Origin of the sequence: uncultured Ruminococcus sp. (assembly GCF_946415235.1) — a bacterium.
GTDB lineage: Bacteria > Bacillota > Clostridia > Oscillospirales > Ruminococcaceae > Ruminococcus.
Genome location: NZ_CAMKRR010000052.1, coordinates 1 through 19,351 on the forward strand (window position 1 = coordinate 1; position 19,351 = coordinate 19,351).

Consider the following 19,351-nt stretch of genomic DNA (forward strand, 5'->3'; position numbering starts at 1 on the left):
CCGGCAAGTGCAAGTGCGGACGCTGCTACCCGAGAATAGACGTTATCATGGGACGCACCGACGATATGATGAAAATAAAGGGCGTAAACGTATTCCCGAGCCAGATAGAGGAGGTTCTCGGCGAATTCAGCGAGATCTCCAGCGAGTACCAGATACGCATCTCTCACCTTGACGGCAAGGACACTATGCGTATCTACGTTGAATCCACAGGCGATGTTGACTTTGCTGCGCTCAGCAAAAAGATAGCCGAAAAGGTAAAGAGCAGGATAGGCTTCACACCTATCGTAAAGGTAGTTGAGGTCGGCGTTCTCCCAAGAAGCATGAAGAAGACCGCACGTGTCATCGACGAGAGATTTGACTGATGGATATGCGTATTTCAGCAGCCGCTGTGGGAGCGCTCCACGGGGCGCCCCTTACAGCAGCCTGTTCGGATAATGATACGCCCGTACAGGTGATATGAACGGAAACGATATACTGACTCTGCTTTTTCTGCTATGTATGGCGGTATTTGCGGTATGGCTCTACAGGAGGACCCACAGACCCGATATAACAAAGCTTTTTACCGCAAAGACCATCCTTACGGACAGAGAGTATGAGTTTTACAAGCGGCTAAAGCCCCTTGCCGACGAGTACGGACTGAGCATATACACAAAGGTGAGGCTCGCAGACCTTATCGAGCCGAAGCCGAAGGCGGAAAATCCATACTGGATGGAATGCTTCAATAAAATAAAGGCAAAGCATATCGACTTTGCCCTTGCAGACGAAGAAACGGCGATAGTTGCGCTCATAGAGCTTGACGATACCTCCCATTCCCGTCCCGACCGCATCGAAAGGGACGACTTTGTGAACGCTGTACTCGAAAATACGGGATATACCCTTCTGCGTACCTTCGGCGATCTCGACGTTATCGAGGAATACCTCGGTATGTAGCCGCAGCCGACAAACACTTGACATTTTTGCTCGTTTGAGTTACAATATTATGTGACTATTAATAATTAAAAGCGAGGTTGCTTATTATGCTTAAAAACAATGAAAAAGTAATGGATAAGATCGTTGACCTTTGTAAATCCAAGGGCTTTGTTTACCCCGGCTCGGAAATTTACGGCGGTCTTGCAAATACATGGGATTACGGCCCTCTCGGCGTTGAGCTCAAGAACAACATCAAGAGAGCGTGGATGAAGAAATTCGTGCAGGAGAACAAGTACAACGTAGGTCTTGACTCCGCTATACTCATGAACCCGCAGACATGGGTGGCTTCGGGACATATCGGCGGCTTCTCCGATCCTCTCATGGACTGTAAGGAGTGTAAGACACGTCACCGTGCCGACAACCTCATCGAGGACTTCGACGGTACCAATGTTGCAGGCTGGTCAAACGAGCAGATGATGAACTACATAAAGGAAAAAGGCATTACCTGCCCTAACTGCGGCAAGCAGAACTTCACTGATATCCGCCAGTTCAACCTTATGTTCAAGACCTTTCAGGGCGTTACCGAGGACAGCAAGTCCGAGCTTTATCTCCGTCCCGAGACTGCACAGGGCATATTCGTAAACTTCGCAAATATACAGAGAACCACTCGTAAAAAGGTACCTTTCGGCGTTGCACAGGTAGGTAAATCGTTCCGTAACGAGATCACTCCCGGCAACTTCATCTTCCGTGTACGTGAGTTCGAGCAGATGGAGCTTGAATTCTTCTGCAAGCCCGGTACAGACCTTGAATGGTTCGATTACTGGAGAAGCTACTGCAAGAACTTCCTTCTCTCACTGGGTCTCAAGGAGGAGAATCTCCGTCTCCGCGACCATGACAAGGAGGAGCTCTGCTTCTACTCAAAGGCAACAACAGACTTCGAGTACCTCTTCCCATTCGGCTGGGGCGAGCTCTGGGGCGTTGCTGACAGAACAGACTACGACCTCACTCAGCATATCAATACAAGCGGAAAGTCCCTTGAATACTTCGACCCCGAGACCAACGAGAAGTACATCCCCTACGTTATCGAGCCTTCACTGGGCGTAGAGAGACTGTTCCTCTCGGTAGTTACAGAGGCTTACGACGAGGAAGAGATAGTTTCCACAGACAAGGACGGCAATGAGAAGAAGGAAACAAGAACCGTTATGCACTTCCACCCTGCACTTGCTCCCTTCAAGGCTGCTGTGCTTCCTCTCGTCAAGAAGCTCTCGCCAAAGGCTGAGGAAGTATACGATATGCTTTCCAAGAAGTTCATGGTGGACTTCGACGAGGCAGGTACTATCGGCAAGAGATACCGCCGTCAGGACGAGATCGGTACTCCCTTCTGCATCACATACGACTTCGATACTCTCGAAAAGGACAACTGCGTAACTGTCCGCGACCGTGACACAATGCAGCAGGAAAGAGTAAATATCAACGACCTTGTAGCTTACCTCGAGGCTAAAATGGTATTCTGAAAATAATACAAAACCAAAAGCCATAGCACCTCAGGTGCTATGGCTTATTTGTAAGGAGAGATATATGCAGACATCGGAAAGCTTCGCATTAAGTGCGCTTTTGTCCTTTTCGGGCGGCCTACAGGACGCATATACCTATAATATAAGGGGAAAGGTCTTTGCCAACGCTCAGACGGGCAATGTTGTCCTTATGAGCCAGAGCTTCATGCTGGGCGAAACAGCCAAGGGACTGCATTATATGTGCCCTCTTGCAGCATTTGCGCTGGGTATATTCATCGCCGAAAGGATAGAGAACAGATACAAGGATATCAGGTCCATGCACTGGAGACAGATCATAATAATCATTGAAATGATAGTCCTTGCCGCAGTGGGGCTCATGCCGTCAGAGCTTGATATGCCTGCAAATATGCTGGTATCCTTTGCCTGTGCCATGCAGGTGCAGACCTTCAGGACTGTCAGGGGCTACGGCTACGCAAGCACCATGTGCATCGGCAACCTCAGAAGCGGTACGGAGAGCTTTTCTCAGTACCTGCGTGAAAAAAACAGGGACGCATTGTTCAAGTCCCTGCATTTCTTCGGAATAATACTGTTTTTCGCTGTGGGGGCGGGCTTCGGCGGAGTCGTTTCATCAATGTTCGGCATAAGGACTATATGGATATCGGTCGCCCTGCTGCTTTTGTCAGCCGTAATGATGATACAAAAAAAGACAAATATATAAAGCTGAATATGAGCAAAAACAGCGCAGGTCGACCTGCGCTGTTTTTGCTACTGAAAATTGAAAAAGGTCACGCCCGAAGCGAACAGGGCAGCTCCTGCAAGAATTGCAAAGAAGATCGCCTTTTTTATCTTGTGCTTGATCTTTATCAGTATTATCAGCACGGCAATGAACAGGATAACAGCCCAGTATTGCGAGATAAATCCTGTTGCGGTATCAATTATAGAGTCCATTTTCTGCCCCTCCTTATGGGAAAAAGTTATTTTTCGTCTTTTTTATCCGTATCGCTGAGAAACTCCGCGATTATGTACCTCGGACGCTGTTTTACCTCTGCGTATATCTTGCCTATGTACTCGCCTATGATGCCGAGACAGAAGAGCTGCAGACCGCCTATGAGCCATATCGAGCACATGGTACTCGACCAGCCGTGCTCGGAAAAACCGCCTATTTTAGCGATAAACGCCCATATAAAGGCAAGTATGCTGGCAACAGACATTATAAATCCTAGAGTGGTTATGAGCTTCAGCGGCTTTGTGCTGAAAGAGGTTATGCCGTTTACGGCAAAGGAAAGCATTTTTTTCAGCGGATACTTGCTCTCGCCTGCGGCTCTTTCGTGGCGCTCGTAGTACACCTTGCAGTTCTGAAAGCCGACAAGTGGGACCATTCCGCGGAGGAACAGGTTCACTTCCCTGAAATTGGCGAGCTCCTGAAGTACTCTTTTGCTCATGAGGCGGAAATCCGCATGATTATAGACTACGTCCACGCCCATTACCTTCATGAACTTATAGAAGCCCTCAGCTGTGAACTTCTTGAAGAAGGTATCGGTATCTCTTGCGCTTCTCACGCCGTATACCACTTGATTGCCCTCGTAGTACTTCTTTACCATTTCGTCAATGGTATTGATATCGTCCTGAAGGTCTGCGTCCATGGTTATGCACATATCGCACATATCCTTAACGGTCATAAGACCTGCGAGTACGGCGTTCTGATGGCCGCTGTTGTGGGCAAGGTCTATACCCGAGAAGAGATTCGGACAGGCCTCGTGGAGCTCCTTTATGATGCTCCATGTCTCGTCGGAAGAGCCGTCATTCACAAAGACTATGCGGCTTTCCGCGGAGATCAGCTTATCCGAGATAAGAGCGGTGTATTTGTTTTTCAGCTGTTCCGCAGTCTGCCTGAGCACCTCATGCTCATTATAGCACGGAACTACCATATATAATATTTCCGGAGAGTCCATGATTATTCCTTTCCTGTCGATCTTATGCAGGGCGGACAGTATCCGCCCGAAAAGTGTCACATTTCGTAATAACAACAATAAAAGTATATCACAGAGTAATGGATATGTCAATAAAACCTTTAGCAGTAGTGGCAGATATTATCCGCCCCTACAGACTGAAAAACCCGTGAACGCTCAGATCGTTCACGGGTTTTTTATCACTTCTTCTCGGAGTTGATGAACATATCGTATATCCTGCGGATAGCCTCGGGGAGGTCGTTCTCGCTTACGCCGATGATAACATTGAGCTCGCTGGAGCCCTGATCTATCATCTTTACGTTGATGCGGGCATGAGCCATAGAAGCAAAGATACGTGCAACTGTACCCCTTGTGTTCTTCATTCTGCGTCCTACGACTGCAAGGAGAGCGATACCGTCCTCTATTTCGAGATGGTCGGGATCAACAGCCCTGCGGAGGTCTGCAAGCACCTTATCACGTACAGGTGCGAGCTTCTCAGTGCTGACCGTAATGCTCATGGTGTCGATACCCGAAGGCATATGCTCGAAGGAAAGTCCGTTGTCGCAGAGTACCTTCAATACCTTCATACCGAAGCCTGTCTCGTTGTTCATCATAGCCTTTTCGATATTGATAGTGCTGAAGCCCTTCTTGCCTGCGATACCTGTGATAGTATGCTTAACGCTCTCTCTGCTGAAATCGAAATCATTGCCTACTATCATAGTACCTGCGTCCTCTGGAGCATTGGTATTTCTTATATTTATCGGAATATCTGCCGAGCGCACGGGGAATATAGCGTCCTCGTGGAGCACGGAAGCTCCCATGTAAGCCAGCTCTCGGAGCTCACGATAAGTGATTACATCAATAACATCGGGCTTGTCAACTATCCTCGGGTCTGCAACAAGGAAGCCCGAAACGTCTGTCCAGTTCTCGTATATCTCAGCCTTTACCGCATTTGCGATGATAGAGCCAGTAACATCCGAGCCGCCGCGTGAAAATGTCTTTATGAAGCCCTCTGTGGTCCTTCCGTAAAATCCCGGGATAACAGCGTTTTCAAGTCCTTTGAGCCTTTCGCGTACAGCCTTTACGGTCTCGTCAAGGAGAAGGACTCCGTTTATATCGAATATAATAACGTCAGCAGCGTCAACAAAGTTGAAGCCGAGGTAATTTGCAAGAACTTTGCCGTTGAGGTACTCGCCGCGGCTTGCTGCAAAGTCCTTTGCAGGGCGGTCCCTGAGCTCCTTCGCGATAGCGCCGAACTCCTCCTCAAGGGACATATCCATGCCAAGCTCGGAAATAATGCCGTTATAGCGGTCTTTGATTACCTGAAAATCCTTTGAGAAGTCCATGCCGCTTCCTGCAAGCTCGCTGCACTTATAGAGCATATCGGTTATCTTTATATCGTCTGAAAAGCGCTTTCCGGGAGCTGACGGAACAACGTATCTGCGCTTGTCGTCGCTCTTTATTATAGCGGCTACCTTTCTGAACTGATTGGCGTCTGCAAGGGAGCTTCCGCCGAATTTAACGACTTTATTATTCATATATATCATTCCTTCACAGCATTGATAATTTTATAGCAATATCTATTATATGCCTTTTTGTCCCTGAAATCAATTGACAGAAAGCCAAAATTAGGCAAGCGGCCAACTGTATTTTTGGTGAATACGCTTGTACGTCGCTGACGGACAGTCAAAGAGTAAAGATATGCGGAGTTTTTCTCCGCATATCCGTAAAAATGTTTATTTATACATCTGATCGCAGCTCCTTACGCAGGAGAATGGTGAAAACCACACATACCGCGACTCCCGCAAATCCGAGAAATGCAAAGAACATGGCAGCTCCCGAGCCTTTTTCGCTCCCGAAAAGGGAAATAAGGCTGCTCCCGCCTGTCTGACGCGACATAAGCGGCTCGAAGTATCTGTCAATGAGGGCTCCGCCTGCAATGCCGCCTATGGGTATGGTGAAAAACTGCAGTGAGTTGCGGCAGGCATACACACGCCCCTGCATCTCAGCAGGTATCGAGCTCCTGAGTATGACGTCCAGATTTGCGCCCATATAGGGTATGAAAAGCCAGCCCAATACTGCACCCCCGCACCATATCACAGGTGAATCGCTGAATGCAAGAATGAAGTTCTCCGTGCTCATTGAAAAGAACAGGGAAAGGCATATAGCTTTTATGCGGTTTTTTGGCGCAGGAGTGGACGAAGCAATAAATGTTCCCGCCAGTGTGGCGATGCCGATACAGAAATTAACGCTGCCGAGAACGGCTTTGCCGCCTGCCGCCCTTGAGAGTATCATAGGACTTACAGCTGCACCGTTTGCCGAAGCTATGAGGTTTATTCCTGCCAAAAAGAATATCAGCTTTAGTATCAGCGGGTTTCCTTTCAGCCATGATAGACCTTCCTTTGCCGAGGAAATAACGGACTCCCCGACCTTTTCCGCTGTTTTCGGTTCGGGTATGCGAATGAACAGCAGCAGTGACACGAATGCTGCCGCAAATGTGATAAGGTCAACGTAAATGACCGTCGGCAAACCGCCGAATGCGAACAGCATAGTTGCCAGTACAGGGGTAAGGATAGTATTCATGGACTGCGAAAACGAGCGCAGCGCCCCTGTCTGCTGGTAATACTTCTTTGGTATGAGCTGAGTTGCCGCTACCTCGCTTGCAGGCTGCTGCACTGTGTTCATAAGCCCGTTAAGGGCATTTATGAGGTACAGATGCCACGGTCTGAGGACATTCACCGTTATCAGCAGAAATGCCGCAGCAGTGGTACACGCCGCAAGAAGGTCGCAGACGAGCATAGTGCATTTTTTGTTCCACCTGTTGCTTAGTGCGCCTGCAAATATGCTCATCATGACGTAAGGTGCGTAAGAGCATACCGACAGCAGTGCTGTTCTCAGCGCCGAGCCCGTGCTGCTGTAGAGCCACAGTCCCAGCGCATAGCCTGTCATGGAGCTTCCAAGCGCCGAAAGCGACTGTGTGCTCCATAGTAAAAGATACGATCTGAGTTGTTTTATTCCGTTTTTCATTTGACTTTGCTCCTTTTTGATATATCATGTCAAAAATGCAAAGCCAGAGGGATAGTCAGCTTTTATTCTCCATGCAGTTCCCTCAGACCTTGCATGGAGCTTCAGCAATGCATAATCTCATTGCGTTCACCTCTCTCGGTTTTATAAAGTACACGTTATCTTACAAAATTAGCCTTTATTATAGTATATCCGTAGGGCTTCACCGTAATGGTATCGTCCATGAATTCGCCGTAGAACGGCTGTATATCGGTATATCTGGAGAGGATGCCGCTTATGTTGCCGAGCTGTACGGTATCGCCGCTCCTGTTCACGAAGAATATGTATTCCTGTTTATGACCCTTACGTGTAAAGCCGATAAGACGGCTGTCGTGGGTCTCTTTCTCGTTTATGACGAAGGAAATCATTCCGTCGCGCATACAGGGTATGGACTTTCTTACACGGCTGAGCTCGGAAACGTAATCAATAAGCTCCGTATCCTCATTTCCCCACGGGAAGCAGCGGCGGTTGAATGGGTCCTTATAGCCCTGAAGTCCTGCTTCGTCGCCGTAGTATATGCTCGGAACTCCGGGAAGAAAGAACTGTATAGCCATAGCTGCCTTGAGCATTTCCTTGCCGTGCTCGTACTGCTCGGGAGTGAGGTAGCGCTCCGCCATCCACTCCTTGCTCTGACCCTCGCAGTCGTCGCCGCTGAGGCGGTTGATAGCGCGTTCGATATCGTGAGTGGATACAAAGTTCATAAGTACGTCGATAGTCGGCTTGGGATAGTGCTCGACTATTGTCATGACCGTGTTTATGAAATCTATGGGCTTGCCGCCCTTGATGAAGTTCATGATAGCTTCGCGGAATGGGTAGTTCATTACCGAGTCAAGCTGGTCGCCGAGGAGATAGCGGCGCTTTATGCCGTAGCTCTCCTTATTTGTCGCGTCCTCCCATACCTCACCGATAATGAGCTTGTCCGCGTCGTAATCCTTGACGCATTTTCTCAGATTACCGAGGAATTTGTCGGGGAGCTCGTCCGCAACGTCAAGACGGTAGCCTGCGGCGCCTCTGTCGAGCCAGTAGCGGAGAACGCCCTCGTCGCCGCATATATACTCTGTATAGTCCTCGTTGTTCTCGAATACATTGGGGAGGGTATCTATTCCCCACCATGCTTCGTATACATCGGGATAATCTATAAAGCTGTACCACTCGTAGTACGGGCTTTCCTTTGACTGATAAGCACCAAGCCCGGGATAGCGTCCGTACTTGTTAAAGTAAACGCTGTCAGCGCCCGTATGTGAGAATACTCCGTCGAGAACTATGGATATGCCGTAGCCCTCGGCAGCCTTGCAGAGCTCCTCGAACTCCTCGTTCGTACCGAGAAGGGGGTCTGCTTTCATATAGTTCGCAGTATTGTAGCGGTGGTTCTCATGAGCCTCGAATATAGGATTGAGGTAGATACAGGTAACTCCGAGACCCTTGAGGTAAGGGAGCTTTGACTTTATGCCCTCGAAATCGCCGCCGAAATAGTCGTTGTTCCATACGTGACCGTTCTCATCGGGCTTGTAAAGCGGAGTACCGCCCCAGTCGTCGCGGAGGATTCGTCCCTCGGGGATATTCTCCTTGGGCTTGCCGCTGCTGCAGAAGCGGTCGGGGAATATCTGGTACATAACGCCCCCCTTGAGGAAATCAGGAGTCTCGTAAGTGCTGTTGTATACCGTCAGCTGGAACATCTCTCCTGCGTCAAGTCCGCCCTCGTGTATATTTATCCTCTTGATATAGTGGCGTGTGCCGCCCTCGGTATATGAGAAGTAATAGAAATGGACGTCGGTATATCTTGCATTGTATTCGGCAGAGTATGCAACGCAGTCCTCTTCCTCCTCAACTGAGTTCATAGTGATAAAGCGCTCCTTGAAGCCTGTTCGGAAGAGCACCAGCACAGGCGAATAGTCGGGACGCACATTTTTCGGCAGCCTTATGGTAAAGCGGCAGGTCTCGTACTGTCTTACTGCGCCGAATATTGATTTGTACATCGGATCCCATGTATCGTATAATGGTTTCATCTTAAAAACACTCCGTTTTCGGTATTTTGGTGTACTGTTTTATCTGAGGTACCAGATATTTTCCGCATACTCCGTAACAGCACGGTCTGCGGAGAAAATACCTGCGCCTGCGATATTGTTGAGGGACATTTTCGCCCATTTGAGCTTGTCGCTGTAGCACTGTCCTATATAATGCTGAGCCTTTCTGTAGCTGTCGAAGTCTGCAAGCACCATATACGGGTCGCTGTTTTTCAGTGAATTTGCCACATCATTGAAGGTGCAGCCGTTTATTCCGTGATACATACGGTCGATAGCATCGCGTATGCGCGGGTCGAAGTTATAGCAGTCGATAGGATGATAGCCTCTGTATCTGAGCTCGTTGACCTGCGGTGTGGTCATGCCGAAGATAACGATATTTTCGTCGCCGCAGGCTTCCTTGATCTCGATATTCGCGCCGTCAAGAGTACCGAGGGTGACAGCTCCGTTGAGCATGAGCTTCATATTGCCCGTACCCGAAGCCTCTGTTCCCGCAAGTGATATCTGCTCGGAAACGTCCGAAGCGGGCATGAGGTGCTCGGAAAGCGTTACGCAGTAGTTCTCAAGGAATACTACCGAAAGCTTCTCGCTTATTCTCGGGTTGTGCCTTATCTCCTCGGAGATAGCCCATATCATCTTGATTATCTGCTTTGCGAGATAGTATCCGGGAGCAGCCTTTGCCGCGAAGATATAAGTCTTTGGTATGAAGGGCGCGTCGGGGTCGTTGAGCAGATAAGCATAGTCCGTGAGGATATTCATGACATTGAGGTGCTGTCTCTTGTATTCGTGAAGACGCTTTACCTGCACATCGAAGATGCTGTTAGTGTTGAGCTCGATGCCCGACTCCGCCTTGACGTACTTCGCAAAAGCTTCCTTGTTCTCCTTCTTGACAGCCATGAGCTTCTCAAGTACCTCTTTGTCGTCCTGGAACTTTCTGAAATTCTCCAGCTCTGCTCCGTCCTTGATGAACTTCGGACCGATAGTCTCCGTAAGGAGATTTGTGAGGGCAGGATTTGACTGATACAGCCATCTTCTGTAGGCTATGCCGTTAGTGACGTTCTTGAACTTTTCGGGAGTATGCTCGAATTCCTCATGGAAAACAGACTGCTTGATTATCTCCGAATGGAGCTTAGATACGCCGTTTACGCTGTGTGAAGCCGCAACGCAGAGAGTTGCCATGTGTATCTGGTTGTCCTTGACGATCGACATACGCGAGGTCTTGGCGCAGTCGTCGCCGTTCCATTCTGCGAGAGACTGGCAGTAGCGGTTGTTTATCTCTATGATTATGGAGAAAATTCTCGGGATTATCTGCTTTACAAGGTTAACGTCCCATTTTTCGAGAGCTTCCGCCATAACCGTATGGTTTGTGTAAGCGAATGTCCTTGTGACGATATCCCATGATTTTTCCCAGCTGTAGCCGCAGTCGTCAAGGAGTATCCTCATGAGCTCGGGGATAGCAAGGGTAGGATGAGTATCGTTTATGTGTATGGCGACCTTGTCGGCAAGGTTTTCAAGAGTGCCGTATACAGCCATATGCGAGCTTACGATATCGCCTATGGAAGCCGCGCAGAGGAAGTACTGCTGACGGAGACGGAGGCTCTTTCCTTCAAGGTGGTTATCATTCGGATATAGTACCTTTGATATTGCGTTTGCCACAGAGTTCTGAGCAAGAGCAGCCTCATAGTTTCCGCTGTTGAACATCTCCATGTTGAAGTTGGGGGCTTTTGCCGACCACAGACGGAGAACGGAAACGCCCTCCGAGCCGTAGCCCGAAACATAGAGGTCGTAGGGAGTAGCAACGACTGTGTTGTAGTTCACATGGGAAATATAGTGGTACTGGTCGTCCCAGTATTCGTTGAGGTCGCCCTCAAAGTGAACGTCTATTGAAAGCTCGGGCTTCGGGACCAGCCATACCGAGCCGCCGGGGAGCCAGTTGTCGGGGAGCTCTGTCTGCCAGCCGTCCTCCAGCTTCTGTTGGAAGATTCCGTACTCGTAGCATATGGAATATCCCATCGCAGGGAAAGCCATAGTTGCGAGACCGTCAAGATAACAGGCGGCAAGTCTGCCGAGACCGCCGTTTCCGAGTCCTGCATCGGGCTCCATTTCGTATATCTTATCGAGGTTTATATCATATGGCTTGAGCATTTCCTTTATGCCGTCCGCCAGTTCAAGGTTGTATATGCTGGTTTTGAGGGAGCGGCCCATAAGGAACTCCATAGAAAGGTAATAGATCTGCTTGCCGCCTACGGAGCTGGTATGGTTTATGAAACTCTGCCTCTTTGCCCCAAGTATCTCAACGATTATCGAGGAGAGAACATGGTAAACCTGTTTGTCTGAAGCTTCCTCGGGAGAAACGCTGTACAAAAGCTGGAGCTTTCTCGGAAACTCTTCCTTGATCTTGTCCATTAGAGGATTTGCTTTTTTAGTAGCCATAAATTATCTCCATTCTGCCGCAGAACGGCGTTATTACTGCTTGTATAATTGTTTCGATTTTTACTACCTGCTTTCGGAAAACCGCGGAAAATCACTCTACGAGCAGTATACACTTCAATTATACTATGAAAAAAGATTTATTTCAAGTGCATATTTCAACAAATATTTGTCAACGAAATTTATATATTGCGGATAACGCAGGAGCAGAAAGTTGTATATGCGGATACACGAGGATATTTGATTGTGCAATTTGTGCAAACCGAAGTCCGCACCATATATGATATGCACATATAGTACGAAAAAACAGGCGGAGCGGTCATTTGTATATATTTAAAAAATAAAACTTAGAAATATTCAAAAAAAGTTTGAAATTAGTATAAATATGTGATATAATAGAAAAGTGGTTAAAAAAATATGACCGCAAATATAGTGTAGAAACAAAAAGACAACAAAAGAAAATGTAAAGGTGATGTAAAATGGAAAAGGAAAAACGCTTCTCAATACTTAAATTTGTTCTTATCGCGCTTAGTATAATCCTGATCGTGTTATCGATCTTTATCAATATTGCGTTCTCGGGAGGAAAGACTCCCAAGCTCTTCGGCAGATACGTCTATGTGGTCAAGGAGACCGACAATATGGGCGAAAGCGTTACCGAGGGCGCGGCTCTTCTTGCCGCCGACGCAAAGGACGAGACTATCTCAAAGGGAGATATCGTGCTCTGCTATCCCGCAGACGCTCCCGATACCCTCAAGGTGCTCAGTATCTTCGATATCGTCAGCGCCGAGGACGGTACTCAGAAATATGTTACCGCCGACGCATCAAAGATAGGAAGTGAAGAGTCCATAACCAAGGACAAGATCCTCGCTAAATGCACAGGCTACAATCAGAGCCTCGGCATAGGCTCATTCATCAGCTTCGCTTCGGGCATCAAGGGAATACTTGCCCTTCTTGTGCTTCCCTGCGTACTTCTTGTGATATTCTTCATAGCAAAGATCGCTTCCTCAAAGGACGATGACGACGAAGAATTCGGTTTCTACGAGTACGACGAAAAGGAAAAGGAGAGAGCTGCTTCGGAGAGCAGAAAAAATCTCCACGACAAGAGCGCCAACCCTCTCTTTGAACCATCTCAGGAGATACAGCCCAGCAACGAGTTTGAACGCAAGAAGATGTCAATTGCCGAGAATTTCAGCCAGAAGAAGGTAAATCCCGATTCTCCTTATCAGAAGGAAAAGGAGCGCACTATGCAGTTCAAGGCACAGCGCAGTGCCGAGAGCACATTTGCCGCAAAGAATTTGGGCGGTTCTTCGTCTACAGCTCCCACAGCTGACGCTCTGAGAGAGGAAATGCTCAGAAAGACAGCCGAGGCAGAGCGTACAGGCTCATTCAGTGTAAAAGCGGCAGCAGCGGCTGCTGAAGCATCAAATACAGCTCAGAGGCCTGCTGTTTCCGAGCCCATAACCGATAATACGGGTATCCTTTCAAAGAGCCAGCTTGCGGAAATGTCAAGGAACGATGTTCCCAAGACAACTCCGCTCAGGAGCCAGTCAGCTCCTTCGACAGCAGCTCCAAAGCCAAAGAAGAGCAGTACGCCCGATATCTCTGATATCATCGACAAGAGCGAGCGCAACGAAAAGAAGAAGTCTCCGTCAAATATGTCGGTAGACGACCTCATCAAGATGATCGAGGAAGAGAAGAAAAAGCTCTGATTACAAGGTATAGGATCAGTTCAGCCCCGAGGCACAGCCTCGGGGCTTGTTTGTTGTGTAAGGCATGGGCGGCCGAGAACGCCCGCCCCTACTGAAATCATAATTCCATGTGATTTTTTTGTGAATTCTTATTGACAGGAATGTGAAAATGTGTTAAAATATGACATAAATAATTTGTTGTGAAAACTAAGGAGGTAAAAATTATGTTTTGTAAACATTGCGGAACTCAGATCCCCGACGGTTCAGAGACCTGTCCGTCATGCGGAGGTGCTCTGACTAACTCTGCCGCTCCCGCGGGAGCTTCACAGGCAGCAAACAATGCAAATGCAGGTGCTGCTGTCAAGGAGCTTGCAGACACATTTACAGGTATCGCTGTCGAAAAGACAGCAGGACTCCCCCTTGCGCTCATTGCAAAGGTATGCGTACTTATTGCGCTTGTAGCATTTTTCCTGCCCTTTATATCGGTATCATGTACTCAGGACAAGTCTGTAAAGGAAAGCTATTCGGGATTCCGTCTTATGCTCAGCATAGAGAAGAAGGACGACTCCGTTGCAAGCAATTCCGAAAGTGATCCAAAGCCCAATGTATTCCTCATTGCAGCTTTCGCAGGCGGAGCTGCAGCTGCTGTTATCATCTTCCGCAAGAAGAATATAAAGCTCGCTGCTATAATAAGCGGTATTTCCGCACTCGTTCTTATACTGTTCAGAATGACCTTCCGCAGCTATTATGATTTCCCCAGCGAGTATGCCAAGTACATAAAGGTCAAAACAAAATTCGGACTATTGCTGTGTATACTGATGATGCTGGCGACTGCCGCAGCCTGCTTCCTTGAGTCCAAGAACGCACAGAAAACTGTAGGCACTTCCGAGCCGCCCGCACTTCCCCCTGCCGATCAGCCCCCCGCAGAGCTGTAAATAACGGTAAAATACTACAGAGCCGAAGTACATCAGTGCTTCGGCTCTTTTATATTGCTATATCATGTTGAGGTGATGCTGTTTTCTTATTTTCTTACCTTGTCCGCAATTGCCATGACAACAGGTGTGAGGACTGCCGCTACAGGCCATATTATCCACGATCTGCCCCAGTCGTTGGTAATAAAGCTGTAAGCAAGATATAATGCAACGATTATGCACCAGTATACGGAAACAGGTCCAGATGTCCTGTTAGTGCGCTCTTTTTTCTGCCTTGAGAAGTCATCCTCCTCAAGAAGTCGCTTGTATCCCCCCATTTTTATGGACGCATGGACTATAAGTCCCACGCCTGCAGCGATGGCTCCGAACATTATAACCAGCGAGAGCGCTTCGCAGAAACTGCTGTCGGGAAATACCTCGGCTAAAACTATCACGGGTATGAATGAGATTATGAAAAGGATAACGCCGATGATAAGAAAAAGGGTATGCGTTGGCTCGAATTTTGCCTTTTTCTCGTTTACCATGCCCGAAACGCCGTATTCGGTGTCGATACCCTCCTTTTCGAGGTATTCGTAACGCTTTATCTGCTTGCCCGAGGTGATGAACAGGCCCACTGCAATGGCTATCATTATAAACATGAGCGGTACGCCGATAATACCTTCTGCGCCTATAAAGGGCTCGGAAATATCAAGAAGTATCACAGGCAGAGCGCAGCATATGCACAGAGCAACTCCTATGGGAGTGCGTAATGAACGCTTTTCGTTCACTTCAAGGAATGTATTTGCTTCTTCCATTGATACCTTGCGGAGAGGGGGCTCGGTCTCTACGGCAGCTTCGGCGGCTGCGGCAGGAGCTTCCGTGAGCTCGATACTGTCTTTAAGTAAAGTATCCGTGCTCACATTGAATATCTCGGCAAGCTGCAATATACGGTTGAGGTCGGGAGTTGACTGGGCGCCCTCCCATTTTGATATTGACTGGCGGCTCACACCGAGCTTCTCGGCAAGCTCTTCCTGAGACATACCTGCCTTTTTTCTGAGTTCGATTATCTTGTCTGCAAGTATCATATTTATATCCTCCGTTGAGATTTTTCTGCGGAAGCGCTTCCGTCTTCCTTAGCCTTATTCTAACATTTCAGGCAGTTACATACAAGCAACCACGCTTTACAATTTGTCAATCGCCGGTTGCAAACGGCTGTTTTTCGGACAATTCGCAGTTGCAGCCAAAAAAATCATATCAGAATATTGCATTTATAAAAAAAGTATGCTACAATAAATATATAAATTTTATCGAAAGAAGGTATCCCCTATGGAGATCAAAAAAGCAGTAGAATTAGTTGAGAAAAAAACAGGCATCGACCTCCCCGATGAGAAGATCGAAAAGACAGTTTCCAAAGTAGCGACTAAAGAAAATATCGAAAAGGCAAAGGACATGGTCAGCAAGGTGGCTACCAAGGAGAACATCGAAAAGGTCAAGGACAAGGTCGAGGACATCGTCGATAAGTTCAAGAAGTGATGATGCAAAGGGGCATTTTCAGAGCGAAAGTGCTCCTTTTTTGTAAAAAACCGCAGAAAGGAGAGCATAAATGAAGAAAATACTTCAGGCTGCGAGGGAGATAAGCCCTTTCCGCTTTCTTATGCTGACACTGGCAGGAATAGTGAACGCTTTCGGCATAACTGTTTTCCTCATGCCTGTAAAGCTGTATGACAGCGGTATCTCGGGAACCTCCATGCTGCTGGCTCAGGTCACGCCCCATGCGCTTTCTCTGTCGGTGTTCCTGATACTGCTCAATATACCGCTTTTTCTGTACGGACTGAAAAAGCAGGGCAGCAGCTTTACTCTGTCGGCTATATACACCGTAGCCGTATATTCCGTCATGTCGTGGCTCATTACGGACGTTCTGCCCATAGATGTCAGCATAGCCTCGCCCCTTGCGGGTACGGATCTTCTGCTCTGCGCTCTGTTCGGCGGCGTAATATCGGGTATCGGCAGCGGTCTCGCCATACGCTTCGGCGGAGCTATGGACGGAATAGAGGTCATGGCGGTAATATTTGCAAAGCGCCTCGGACTGTCCGTGGGCTCATTCGTCATGGTCTACAACGTCATACTTTATATCATATGCGGAGCTGTCATACACAGCTGGATACTGCCCCTTTACTCCATCGTTACATACGGAGCGGCTCTTAAGACCGTGGACTACATAGTAGACGGACTCCAGCGTGAAAAGGCAGCTATGATAATAACTGCCCGTCCCGACGATATAAAAAAAGAGCTTATGGCGCAGTTCGGCTGCGGAATGACGCTCATAAAGGCAATGGGCGGATATTCGGGAGAGGAGCGTACCGTCCTCTATTTCGTGGTGAACCGCTTCCAAGTCATGAAAATGAAGGACATAGTGCAGAAAATAGACCCTCTCGCCTATATAACCCTTACAGAAGTAGCTGATATCTTTTCCGTAAATCAGGACAAGACCTGAAAAAAGCTGAGAGTTTCTGCACTCTCGGCTTGCTTCATGTGTAAGCCGAAAAGCCTTTTACAGCGGCTTCCTCTCGAACATAAGCACGGGATATCCCTCGTAGTAGGGCTTTACTATCTCGGGGTGCTGGTCCGCATAGGCGAATATGACGTCTGCAAGCCCCTCCTTCAGCAGTCCTATAAGCTGTGAGAGGGGGCGGTGATAGAGCTCGTCACATATGGAAGCAAAGGTTATGGCGCGTCTGCCGCCGACTTCCATTATTCGGTAAGGCCATATGCGGCAGTCGAAAGGCTTTTCGTCGCCCAGCATACAGCCCTTTTCGGTGAGGGCGGGGCATGAGAAGAGCTCGTCGCCCCTGAGCTCGCCCACTCTGAATATATAGCCGCCGTCCTTGGAAACGAACTGCACATCGGGACGGGCGGCTTTTATTTTTTCGCAGAGCTCCGCGGTAAATACGGGAGTTTCCCATACATCGTAGCGGTCGAAGATACAGCACAGCCTGCATTTCGCGCAGGCCTCGCTGCTGAGTATCTTTTTCAGCATAGTATCGCTCCTTTCAAATAAAAAGACTGAGAAGGAATGCCGCGCCCGAAGCCGCAAGCGCCACAACTATCAGCGGCATCTCAAAGAATGCCAGCAGCAGGGCGACTGCCGTGCCTGCCGCAGCAGTCCACATATTATGGGTGGTATAGAAAATAGCGGGGATAGTCATTGCGGACAGCACCGCATAGGGGATATAATACAGAAAGCTCCTGAAAAAGCGGGACTTTATCTTCCTTCGGAAGAAGGTAAAGGGTATCATCCTTATGAGGTAGGTCACGCCTGCCATGACTGCAATATATACGGCTAAGCTCATGAGGCAGCTCCCTCCTCTTCGTCCTTTACGGGGAATATAAGTGCTGCGAGCACGGAAGCCGCTATAGCGGAAATAATTATGGCAAAGCCCTCACTGACCACAGGCAGGGCGTATCTGAAAATGACACTGAGAGCTGCGGCGATAACTGCCGCAAAGAGCACTCCGTGCTGCTTTTTCGCAGGAGGTATGACTATGGCTATGAACATTCCGTACAGGACTATCTCCATAGCCGCGCTCACCGACGGGGGGAGAAGCTCGCCTGCCGCCGCTCCGAGAGCCGTACCCGTCACCCAGCCTACAGCGGCAATGAATATCATACCGTACATATACGCAGGGGTAATGGGCTCTTTCTGAGCCGAGCACACCGCAAATATCTCGTCGGTTATGCCGAATGAGGCGAAAAGCCTGTGGGGAGTCGTGAAGCTCTTGTCCAGCTTCTGTGAAAGTGACAGCGCCATAAGTGAGTAGCGGATATTTATAGTCAGCTGCAAGAGTATCATTTCTATGATAGCTCCGCCCGCAGCGATAACGTCAAGACCTGCCTTCTGTCCTGCGGAAGTAAGGTTTGAAGCGGATATTACCGAAGCCTGAAATACGGAAAGTCCCGCCTTGTTTACCGCAAGGATGCCAAATCCGAAAGAGACCGAGAGATATCCTAAAAATATAGGGATACCGTGGGACATTCCCCGTAAAAATCTGCTTTTCAAATATATTCCTCCGATGTAACGCTCCGCTTTGGGAGCGATATAATACTTTACGAAAAAACGGGCTTAATGCCCGTTTTTACATATCATTCCTGTTTTCGAGCGCCTTGAACAGCGTCACCTCGTCGGCGTATTCAAGGATACCGCCCACAGGGAGACCGAATGCAAGGCGTGTGACCTTTATTCCCATTGGCTTGAGGAGCCCCGCTATGTACATTGCGGTAGCATCGCCCTCTACGGTGGGATTGGTCGCCATTATGACCTCATTCACGCCGCCCTCGGCTATCCTTGCAAGGAGCTCCTTTACGCGGAGCTTGTCGGGAGTTATGCCGTCCATAGGCGAGAGAAGTCCGTGAAGCACATGGTATACGCCGCCGTACTCTCTTGTACGTTCAAAGGCAGTGACGTCCTTTGGGTTCTCGACAACGCATATAACGCTCCTGTCGCGCTCGGGATCGTCGCATATAGGGCAGATATCCCGTTCCGTCAGGTTCTGGCAGCATTTGCAGCAGTGTACGTTTTTCTTTGCGTCGATGAGAGCCTTTGCGAAGTCCTCAACAGCCTCCGTATCCATGGACATGACATGGTAAGCAAGTCTCTGCGCCGATTTCATGCCGATACCCGGAAGAGAAGCGAACTTCTCCGCCAGTATCACCAGCGGCAGTGCGTTGTGGTCAGCCATTGGCTATCAGAAAAGGCCGGGGAGAGAAACTCCGCCTGTGATCTTGCTCATCTCGTCCTCAGTGGTGGACTCGACGTTGTTAACAGCCTCATTTACAGCGCTGATGATGAGATCCTGGAGCATCTCGATG

19 protein-coding genes and 1 pseudogene are annotated in these 19,351 nt (G+C 48.6%); 8 read left to right on the forward strand and 12 right to left on the reverse strand.

All coding sequences use genetic code 11. The features are described 5' to 3' along the window. The 4 genes and pseudogenes from Q0R37_RS09970 to Q0R37_RS09985 all read left to right on the forward strand — a co-directional run. A pseudogene (locus Q0R37_RS09970) lies at window positions 1–362 on the forward strand (phenylacetate--CoA ligase family protein); the annotation flags it as partial. A 94-nt stretch (window positions 363–456) separates the two neighbouring features. Beyond that, window positions 457–930 (forward strand): DUF2726 domain-containing protein, encoded by a 474-nt coding sequence (locus Q0R37_RS09975; protein WP_294753976.1) that lies wholly within the window; start codon window positions 457–459, stop codon window positions 928–930. A gap of 86 nt (window positions 931–1,016) precedes the next feature. Then, window positions 1,017–2,423, forward strand: coding sequence for a glycine--tRNA ligase (locus tag Q0R37_RS09980; protein ID WP_294753979.1), 1,407 nt, complete (start codon window positions 1,017–1,019; stop codon window positions 2,421–2,423). A 64-nt stretch (window positions 2,424–2,487) separates the two neighbouring features. Further along, window positions 2,488–3,141 (forward strand): YoaK family protein, encoded by a 654-nt coding sequence (locus tag Q0R37_RS09985; protein WP_294753981.1) that lies wholly within the window; start codon window positions 2,488–2,490, stop codon window positions 3,139–3,141. A gap of 47 nt (window positions 3,142–3,188) precedes the next feature. Here the strand turns inward: Q0R37_RS09985 and Q0R37_RS09990 are convergent, their stop codons facing one another. The 6 genes from Q0R37_RS09990 to Q0R37_RS10015 form a co-directional block, all read right to left on the reverse strand. Beyond that, a complete protein-coding gene (locus Q0R37_RS09990) occupies window positions 3,189–3,371 on the reverse strand; it encodes a hypothetical protein (protein ID WP_294753984.1) in 183 nt (60 codons plus the stop codon). A 26-nt stretch (window positions 3,372–3,397) separates the two neighbouring features. Further along, entirely contained in the window at window positions 3,398–4,375 is a 978-nt protein-coding gene (locus Q0R37_RS09995; protein WP_294753985.1) for a glycosyltransferase family 2 protein, read from the reverse strand. A 197-nt stretch (window positions 4,376–4,572) separates the two neighbouring features. Then, a complete protein-coding gene (locus Q0R37_RS10000; protein ID WP_294753988.1) occupies window positions 4,573–5,910 on the reverse strand; it encodes an aspartate kinase in 1,338 nt (445 codons plus the stop codon). 202 nt (window positions 5,911–6,112) lie between these two features. Beyond that, window positions 6,113–7,399, reverse strand: coding sequence for an MFS transporter (locus Q0R37_RS10005; protein ID WP_294753990.1), 1,287 nt, complete (start codon window positions 7,397–7,399; stop codon window positions 6,113–6,115). 155 nt (window positions 7,400–7,554) lie between these two features. Beyond that, complete coding sequence (locus Q0R37_RS10010) at window positions 7,555–9,441, reverse strand: glycoside hydrolase family 13 protein (RefSeq protein ID WP_294753993.1); 1,887 nt, start codon at window positions 9,439–9,441, stop codon at window positions 7,555–7,557. Window positions 9,442–9,480: 39 nt separating this feature from the next. After that, window positions 9,481–11,889 carry a glycogen/starch/alpha-glucan phosphorylase gene (locus tag Q0R37_RS10015; protein WP_294753996.1) on the reverse strand — a complete coding sequence of 803 codons (2,409 nt, stop codon included), beginning with the start codon at window positions 11,887–11,889 and terminating at the stop codon, window positions 9,481–9,483. A gap of 476 nt (window positions 11,890–12,365) precedes the next feature. Between Q0R37_RS10015 and Q0R37_RS10020 the strand changes: the two genes are divergently transcribed. After that, window positions 12,366–13,595, forward strand: a complete 1,230-nt coding sequence (locus Q0R37_RS10020) for a hypothetical protein (RefSeq protein WP_294753998.1) — start codon at window positions 12,366–12,368, stop codon at window positions 13,593–13,595. 203 nt (window positions 13,596–13,798) lie between these two features. Continuing rightward, a complete protein-coding gene (locus Q0R37_RS10025) occupies window positions 13,799–14,509 on the forward strand; it encodes a zinc ribbon domain-containing protein (protein WP_294754001.1) in 711 nt (236 codons plus the stop codon). A gap of 86 nt (window positions 14,510–14,595) precedes the next feature. On the opposite strand, the gene Q0R37_RS10030 is transcribed toward Q0R37_RS10025, so the two are convergent. After that, on the reverse strand, window positions 14,596–15,570 hold the full coding sequence (locus tag Q0R37_RS10030) for a helix-turn-helix transcriptional regulator (protein ID WP_294754004.1): 975 nt from the start codon (window positions 15,568–15,570) through the stop codon (window positions 14,596–14,598). Window positions 15,571–15,811: 241 nt separating this feature from the next. Here Q0R37_RS10030 and Q0R37_RS10035 point away from each other — a divergent pair, with 241 nt between their 5' ends. Next, entirely contained in the window at window positions 15,812–16,018 is a 207-nt protein-coding gene (locus tag Q0R37_RS10035; protein WP_294754006.1) for a hypothetical protein, read from the forward strand. A gap of 70 nt (window positions 16,019–16,088) precedes the next feature. After that, window positions 16,089–16,979 (forward strand): YitT family protein, encoded by an 891-nt coding sequence (locus Q0R37_RS10040; RefSeq protein WP_294754009.1) that lies wholly within the window; start codon window positions 16,089–16,091, stop codon window positions 16,977–16,979. 57 nt (window positions 16,980–17,036) lie between these two features. Here Q0R37_RS10040 and Q0R37_RS10045 read toward each other — a convergent pair whose 3' ends face one another. From Q0R37_RS10045 to Q0R37_RS10065, 5 genes are all read right to left on the reverse strand, one after another. Next, a complete protein-coding gene (locus Q0R37_RS10045; protein WP_294754011.1) occupies window positions 17,037–17,522 on the reverse strand; it encodes a hypothetical protein in 486 nt (161 codons plus the stop codon). A 13-nt stretch (window positions 17,523–17,535) separates the two neighbouring features. After that, a complete protein-coding gene (locus tag Q0R37_RS10050) occupies window positions 17,536–17,835 on the reverse strand; it encodes an AzlD domain-containing protein (protein WP_294754014.1) in 300 nt (99 codons plus the stop codon). Continuing rightward, window positions 17,832–18,542, reverse strand: coding sequence for an AzlC family ABC transporter permease (locus tag Q0R37_RS10055; protein ID WP_294754016.1), 711 nt, complete (start codon window positions 18,540–18,542; stop codon window positions 17,832–17,834). Before Q0R37_RS10055 ends, Q0R37_RS10050 begins: the two co-directional genes overlap by 4 nt. Window positions 18,543–18,618: 76 nt before the next feature. Next, window positions 18,619–19,221 (reverse strand): recombination mediator RecR, encoded by a 603-nt coding sequence (recR, locus tag Q0R37_RS10060; RefSeq protein WP_294754018.1) that lies wholly within the window; start codon window positions 19,219–19,221, stop codon window positions 18,619–18,621. A gap of 6 nt (window positions 19,222–19,227) precedes the next feature. Next, a partial coding sequence (locus Q0R37_RS10065; RefSeq protein ID WP_294754020.1) for a YbaB/EbfC family nucleoid-associated protein occupies window positions 19,228–19,351 on the reverse strand: 124 nt, incomplete at its 5' end.